General features: G+C 43.4%; 8 protein-coding genes and 2 pseudogenes. 7 read left to right on the top strand and 3 right to left on the bottom strand.

All coding sequences use genetic code 11. The features are described 5' to 3' along the window. The 7 genes and pseudogenes from ACERCG_RS09405 to hisIE all read left to right on the top strand — a co-directional run. Positions 1–103: pseudogene (locus ACERCG_RS09405) on the top strand (IS1595 family transposase); the annotation flags it as partial. A gap of 328 nt (positions 104–431) precedes the next feature. Next, a complete protein-coding gene (gene hisH / locus ACERCG_RS09400) occupies positions 432–1025 on the top strand; it encodes an imidazole glycerol phosphate synthase subunit HisH (RefSeq protein WP_373611784.1) in 594 nt (197 codons plus the stop codon). A 101-nt stretch (positions 1026–1126) separates the two neighbouring features. Next, positions 1127–1972 (top strand): annotated as a pseudogene (locus tag ACERCG_RS09395) (BRO family protein). Positions 1973–2047: 75 nt separating this feature from the next. After that, the gene (locus ACERCG_RS09390; RefSeq protein ID WP_373611783.1) at positions 2048–2530 is read left to right on the top strand and encodes an endonuclease domain-containing protein; all 483 of its coding nucleotides are present in this window, start codon (positions 2048–2050) and stop codon (positions 2528–2530) included. Positions 2531–2542: 12 nt separating this feature from the next. Next, entirely contained in the window at positions 2543–3292 is a 750-nt protein-coding gene (hisA, locus tag ACERCG_RS09385) for a 1-(5-phosphoribosyl)-5-[(5-phosphoribosylamino)methylideneamino]imidazole-4-carboxamide isomerase (protein WP_373611782.1), read from the top strand. Further along, on the top strand, positions 3274–4047 hold the full coding sequence (gene hisF, locus ACERCG_RS09380) for an imidazole glycerol phosphate synthase subunit HisF (RefSeq protein WP_373611781.1): 774 nt from the start codon (positions 3274–3276) through the stop codon (positions 4045–4047). The genes hisA and hisF overlap by 19 nt, the downstream gene beginning before the upstream one ends. 88 nt (positions 4048–4135) lie before the next feature. Further along, positions 4136–4819, top strand: a complete 684-nt coding sequence (hisIE, locus tag ACERCG_RS09375; protein ID WP_373611786.1) for a bifunctional phosphoribosyl-AMP cyclohydrolase/phosphoribosyl-ATP diphosphatase HisIE — start codon at positions 4136–4138, stop codon at positions 4817–4819. 82 nt (positions 4820–4901) lie between these two features. Here the strand turns inward: hisIE and ACERCG_RS09370 are convergent, their stop codons facing one another. From ACERCG_RS09370 to hslR, 3 genes are all read right to left on the bottom strand, one after another. Further along, a complete protein-coding gene (locus ACERCG_RS09370; protein WP_373611780.1) occupies positions 4902–5501 on the bottom strand; it encodes a hypothetical protein in 600 nt (199 codons plus the stop codon). Positions 5502–5607: 106 nt separating this feature from the next. Further along, positions 5608–6501, bottom strand: a complete 894-nt coding sequence (gene hslO / locus ACERCG_RS09365) for an Hsp33 family molecular chaperone HslO (RefSeq protein WP_373611778.1) — start codon at positions 6499–6501, stop codon at positions 5608–5610. A 136-nt stretch (positions 6502–6637) separates the two neighbouring features. Then, a complete protein-coding gene (gene hslR, locus ACERCG_RS09360; RefSeq protein WP_373611777.1) occupies positions 6638–7054 on the bottom strand; it encodes a ribosome-associated heat shock protein Hsp15 in 417 nt (138 codons plus the stop codon). Between the last annotated feature and the right edge of the window lie 58 nt (positions 7055–7112).

Genomic DNA, 7112 nt, shown 5'->3' with positions numbered 1-7112 from the left:
TTTTGAGCTATATTTGAAAGAATGCGAATGGCGTTTTAATCACAGTGACTTAAAATCTCAAATATTCCTTTTAAAACAATTGGTTAAAGGGGGTTTAGATTAGTTATCTAGGACAGCCCCTTATTTTATGTAGATAAGCAAGCAAGAAGAAAAGGTATTGGTAAAGCGTTTTTAAAAGAACTTCTCCAAACATTATTTTTAACAAAATCAGATGTTTTTATAAGAGTTTATATAGGCAAATCTAAAATTTTTGAAAATTTAGCTATTAAACATGGGTTTATTAGGTCTATTAATCAAAATGCTACACAAACAATAAAATATGATTTATCTAGAGATAAATATGATGACAATAAAAAATATGGATTATTTTCTAAAATACAGAATTGCTTGTTTTCTAAAATACAGAATTTCTAGTGTAGAGAATTTAAAAAATGACCAACCTCACCATCATCGACACAGGCTGTGCCAACCTGTCTTCGGTCAAATTTGCTTTTGATCGCCTTGGCATACAGGCTGAGATCTCGCGAGATCTCGGCAAAATCCAATCTGCCGATAAATTGCTGCTCCCTGGTGTGGGAACCGCAGCGGCGGCGATGGCGATTTTGCACGATCGCCGACTTATTAACACCATTCGCAACGCCACCCAACCAATGCTCGGTATCTGTTTGGGAATGCAGCTAATGACGGAATTTTCCCGCGAAGGCGATGTGGCAACACTGAACCTGATGAGTGGCAAAACCGAACGCTTGCCTGAATGCGGTTTACCGTTGCCGCATATGGGCTGGAACAAGGTGCAGTACCAAGCTGACCACCCGTTGTTTCACGACATTGAGCAAGGCAGTCATTTCTATTTTGTGCATAGCTACGGTGTGCTACCGAATGAAAACACCATCGCCACCTGCGACTACGGCGTGCCGTTTTCCGCTGCCATTGCCAGCCAAAACTTCTACGGCGTACAGTTCCACCCAGAGCGTTCTGGAGCGGCTGGGGCGAAGTTGTTACGGAATTTTGTGGAGAATATTTAATTTTGTGAGCTCGCTCGAAAAGTTAAAGAAAGTAACTTGATTGTGCCAAGGTTTAGCTTAAAATATCTGGAAATTTAAACAGGTGTTTTGAGGGGTAAGTGATGAATGAAATTAAGTTATTTGAAAACAGCCAAATCCGCTCGGTGTGGGATAACTAAAAAGAAGAGTGGTTTTTCTCGGTAGTGGACATTATCGAGGTGCTGACGCAAAGTAGCAATCCACGCCGTTATTGGAGTGATTTAAAGCGGAAAATCAAGGACGAAGAAGGCGGAATTGAGTTGTACGAAAAAATCGTACAACTGAAATTCCAAGCCTCTGATGGAAAAATGTATAAAACCGATGCCACGGATTTACAAGGCATTTTCCGTATTATTCAGTCTGTACCAAGCCCTAAAGCCGAGCCGTTGAAAATGTGGCTGGCGGAAGTCGGCAAAGAGCGGATTGATGAGATTATCGATCCTGAATTGACCATTGACAGAGCCTTGGCTACTTACTTGAAAAAGGGCTATTCCCGTGAGTGGATTAATCAGCGTTTGCAGGCTATTCAAGTTCGTAAGGAGCTAACCGATACTTGGCAGGATCACGGTGTGCAAGCCGGGCGTGAATTCGCTATTCTGACTAATGAAATCACTCAGGCGTAGAGTGGGATGACTACTCGCCAGTACAAGGATTTCAAAGGGCTGAAAAAGGAAAACTTGCGAGATAATATGACGACCACCGAGCTGGTGCTGAATATGCTTGCCGAAGCAGCAACCAAAGATATTACCGAAATCAGCCACCCACAAGGCTTAGAAGAGAATAAAACCGTTGCCAAACGGGGCGGAAATGTTGCAAAAGTGGCTCGGGAAAGTTTGGAGGCAGAGACCGGCAAACCGGTGATTACGCAACAAAATGCGATTGATTTCGCTGCGGTGATTGAACAAGTGGCGAAACAGGTGAAGAAATAAACATCTATTTCCCCTCTCCCGTTTACGGGAGAGGGAGGAGCAAATCTAAGATTTGCGGAGGGAGAGGGGAATAATATGAGAAAAACAGAAACCCTAAATTTACGACAGAATTCCAAAACTTTACGTTCCAATATGACAGAAGCTGAGCGAGTTTTATGGTATCACTTGCGAGCAAAGCGTTTTTGTGGAATCAAATTTTATCGACAAAAAATCGTGGGAAATTATATTGCAGATTTTCTCTCATTAAATCCTAGATTAATTATTGAGCTGGACGGTTCTCAACACGCCGAGCAAATAGAATATGATCGTATTCGAACAACTTATTTAGAAGAGCAACAATTTACCGTAATTCGTTTTTGGAATGACGAGGTATTGAGACATATCAATATGGTATTAGATGTGATATTTGCGGCTATTCACGAAAATATCCCCTCTCCCTCCGAAAATCCTACGGATTTTCTCCACCCAATACTCGCTACGCTCGCTCCTTCGGAGCGGTTGGCAAAGCCAACGTTCAAATGCAAGCATTTGTCCCGAGCGGGCGAGGGGAATATATAACAGGAAAACGATATGAAACACTCTCAAATTATCCCCGCCCTCGATCTTATCGATGGGCAAGTAGTTCGTCTGCATCAGGGCGATTATGCGAAACAGACGACTTATACCGATAACCCGATTGCCCAATTTGCCGATTACTTGGCACAAGGGGCGGAGCAGTTACATTTGGTCGATCTTACAGGGGCGAAAAATCCGGCTCAAAGACAGACCGCACTTATTGGCAAGATTATTCGTGAAACCCACTGCAAAATCCAAGTAGGCGGCGGTATCCGCACCGAGCAAGATGTAGCAGATTTGTTGGCCGTGGGGGCAAACCGTGTGGTGATTGGCTCGACTGCGGTGAAAGAGCGTGAAACGGTTAAAGGCTGGTTCAAAAAATACGGTGCGGAGAAATTTGTGCTGGCACTTGATGTGAACATTGATGCAATCGGTCAAAAAATCATTGCTATTAGTGGCTGGCAAGAGGCAAGTGGTGTGTCGCTCGAGGAGTTGATTGAAGATTATCAAACCGTGGGCTTGCAACACGTTTTATGCACTGATATTTCTCGAGACGGCACGCTGGCAGGTTCAAATGTGGATCTCTATCGAGAAATCTGTGTCAAATACCCGGAGATTCAATTCCAGTCCTCAGGCGGTATCGGCTCACTTGCAGATATTGCTGCTTTAAAAGGCACGGGCGTGGCTGGCGTAATTGTCGGTCGTGCGTTGTTGGAAGGTAAATTTAATGTAGCGGAGGCAATCGAATGTTGGCAAAACGGATAATTCCTTGTTTAGATGTGCGTGACGGGCAAGTTGTGAAAGGCGTGCAGTTCCGCAATCACGAAATCATCGGCGACATTGTGCCACTTGCTCAACGCTATGCCCAAGAGGGGGCGGACGAGTTGGTGTTTTACGATATTACCGCTTCAAGTGACGGCAGAACGGTGGATAAAAGCTGGGTGGAGCGTGTGGCACAGGTGATTGATATTCCGTTCTGTGTGGCTGGCGGGATCAAAACTATTGCCGATGCGGAGCAGATTTTCGCTTTCGGGGCGGACAAAATCTCCATCAATTCCCCTGCTCTTGCCAATCCTGAATTGATTACCGAACTGGCAAAGCGCTTTGGTGTGCAAGCGGTGGTGGTTGGCATTGATAGCTGGTTTGAGGCAGAAACCGGCAAATATTGGGTCAATCAATACACCGGCGATGAAAAACGCACCCTCCAAACCGAATGGCAATTGTTGGATTGGGTGGCGGAAGTGCAAAAGCGAGGAGCAGGCGAAATCGTGCTGAATATGATGAACCAAGACGGCGTACGCAACGGCTACGATTTGGTGCAACTGAAAAAAGTGCGTGAAGTTTGCAATGTGCCTTTGATTGCCTCAGGCGGTGCAGGCGAAATGGTGCATTTCCGTGATGCTTTTATTGATGCAAAAGTTGATGGGGCATTGGCAGCAAGCGTGTTTCATAAACAGATTATCAATATTGGGGAGTTGAAGGAATATTTGGCGAAGGAAGGGGTTGAGGTGCGTAAGTAACCTAGCAAGAGCCGTGCTAGGTTAAATAATTCCAGTCGCTCTGCGACTGCTTATAAGAGCGACAAAGTCGCTCGGCTTCGCTAACCCCATACGGCTCGTATGGGTTTACAAGCGGTCAAAAAAGGAAGAAAAAATGCAAAATAAAATAGACTGGCAAAAAGTGGACGGTTTATTGCCTGTTATTATCCAAAACGCCCAAACCTGCGAAGTGCTGATGTTGGGCTATATGAACCAACAAGCCCTCGAAAAAACGCTGGCTGAAAAGCGAGTCACATTTTACTCCCGTACCAAACAACGGCTGTGGACGAAAGGCGAAACCTCGGGCAATTTCCTAAACGTGGTGGATATGAGTTTGGATTGCGATAACGACACCCTGTTAATCCTCGCTAACCCTATCGGCGAAACCTGCCACACAGGGGCGGAGAGCTGTTTTCATCAGTTTGAACAGGAGCAACCAGATTGGCTCTTCTTTAGCAAATTAGAACGAATGATCGCCGAGCGTAAAAATGCTGATCCGGAAAGTTCTTATACCGCTAAACTTTACGCTAAAGGCACACCGAAAATTGCTCAAAAAGTAGGGGAAGAGGCAGTAGAAAGTGTGATTGCGGCAATGAAAAATGATCGGGAAGAATTGGTTTCTGAAGTGGCGGATTTGGCGTATCATTTAACTGTGTTGCTGCACAATGCTGATTTATCTTGGGCAGAAGTAAATGCTAAGTTGAAAGAGAGGCACAAAGGCATAGGCTTGCACCCTGAGGGGTCAAATAAATAAAGCCATATATAAAAAGAGTTGGTAATATTTATGCTTACCGCCCCTTTTTATTTGCAAATTTTTGAGTTTTTATGACCGCTTGTTAATATCCGAAAGCCAATGCGAAACAAATCATTTGGAATGGTAGTAACGCAACGCCAGCGGCAATCGCAAGTGGTATAGTAATTGGATATGTTACTGCCGCAAGGGCGATTTCTCCTGCACTAGTATCACTTTCAAATTCGTAATAAATAACCCTAGCCTCTATTGGTTTTTTGAAACGATATTTTTGCAAAATCTCATTACGATTTGCGAGTTTCACAATTTGACCATTTGCTTTATAACTGCGATACATCATAGAGCCAGCTGCATCATTAAAACTAAATTCAGATTTGAGCCTTGCTCGGTCGGTAGGTTTTAACTTATCGCCAGAGAGATATACTTTATATTCTCCCTCTACTTTTGGACTTTTTTCAATTATAAACTGTGCTTCAACTTGTTCAATATGGTTAGCGTAAGGTGATTTGAGGAAGTGATTTAGTTGAGTAACTAAATCGTGTTCAAATTGATAGTCGTGTAATTCCCCCACTATATAGAGTTTATTTTGCACAATTAAGAAAGATTGAAGATTATCTCGCTTTGTTTGTGTGAGTGGTTTGTCGCTAAAAACGCTACAACCAACTAAGCCAAAGCAAATAAACATTAAGCTGAATCATTTTTTCATTTTTTATCCTTTTGTTTATTAAATTCGAGCTTAATATAAACTCTATAAATAAAAAGGCAAGTCAGACCTGCCTTTGATTTTAAGATTAATTTAACCCTAACTTACTTAATTTTTCAGTTTCTTCCTTAAAGCTTTCAATCGCTGCTTTGTCAAAGAAATATTGTGTACCGCAGCATTCGCATTGCATATCGATCACGCCTTGTTTTTCCGCCAACATTTCTTCAATTTCTTCTGCCGGCACCAGTAATAATGCGGAGCCTGAACGCTCTCTCGAACAGCCACATTTAAATTCGGTATCTTGTGGCGGGTAAACTTCCACTTGTTCTTCGTGGTAGAGGCGATAGAGCAATTCTTCTGCCTCTAAACCAAATAATTCTTCGTCTTTTACGGTTTCGGTGAGCGTGGCTAGATGCTCGAAGTTATCTCGTGATCCTGTGCCGTCCGGCATAATTTGTAGCAACATACCGCCTGCCACCGCTTTGCCTTCAAATTCGCCTGTGCGGATAACGAGGTGGGTTTGTAATTGCTCGGAGCGGGCGAAGTAATCTTCTAAACATTCACGAATGGTTGGTTTATCGAGAGCAATCACCCCTTGATAACGTTCACCATCGGTCGGGATAATAGAAATCACTAATACACCATTGCCGATCATTTCCGCTAATGAGGCTCTGTCTGCAATATCTGCCTGAACACGGGCTAAGGCACGGAGTTGCTGTTGGTCGTTACCGTTCACAACCGCCAATTTTAACGGGCCGTCACCTTGAATCTGCACAGTAATGGTGCCGTTAAATTTCATTGTGGCGGTCAAAAGGCTGGTTGCTACTAACATTTCGCCCAGTAAATTCTGCACCGCTTTCGGGTAGTGATGAGTGTTTAGTGTTTCAGTAAAGGTGTCGTTTAAACGCACCCATTCGCCACGCACCGCACGTTCTTTGAATAGGTAGCGATAAAGTTTGTCGTTGTCTTTGGTGTAATTCATTTTAATTCCTCGTTGCAAGCGGTCGTTTTTACGAAAAAATTTGCAAATTACCGCCTAAAATAATAAATAGGGGGCGAAAAATGTTTCGCCCCTAGCTGGCTCTTAATATAAGGGTTATTTTTTCAATTACAAGGGTTTAACTAAATTCTTGCTCTTTGAATTTAATTAAATCTCGTCGCTCTTTTTTGTTCGGGCGGCGGTCTGGGTGGGGCATTGAAAGAGCATTTGCTTTGCGAGCGAACGCCATTGCCTCACGGTGTTTTACGCTTTTTTCAGTTTCTTGGTAGAGCAGTTGGGCTTCCGGAGCCCCTCGGCGTTGGTCACTGAGGGCTAACACTTCCACTTCTTTTTCTTCGTTACCTTGACGAAGTTTGATCGTCGCCCCAATTTCCACTGTTTTACTGACTTTCGCCCGTTGTCCGTTGTAATGGACTTTGCCCCCTTCAATCATTGCTTTGGCAATCGAGCGGGTTTTATAAAAACGGGCTGCCCAAAGCCATTTATCTAGCCGAACTTCGGCATCGTTTTCCTCTTTTTCGTGTTTATTTTTCATTTTCTGCCTTAAAATCAAAACAATAGTTGAAATATTAGAGCGAAAATGTGTTTTTTCA

Source organism: Mannheimia sp. E30BD (assembly GCF_041807785.1).
Classification (GTDB): domain Bacteria; phylum Pseudomonadota; class Gammaproteobacteria; order Enterobacterales; family Pasteurellaceae; genus Mannheimia.
Note: the sequence above shows the minus strand (reverse complement) of the source record. Positions and strands in the feature narration are given on the sequence as shown.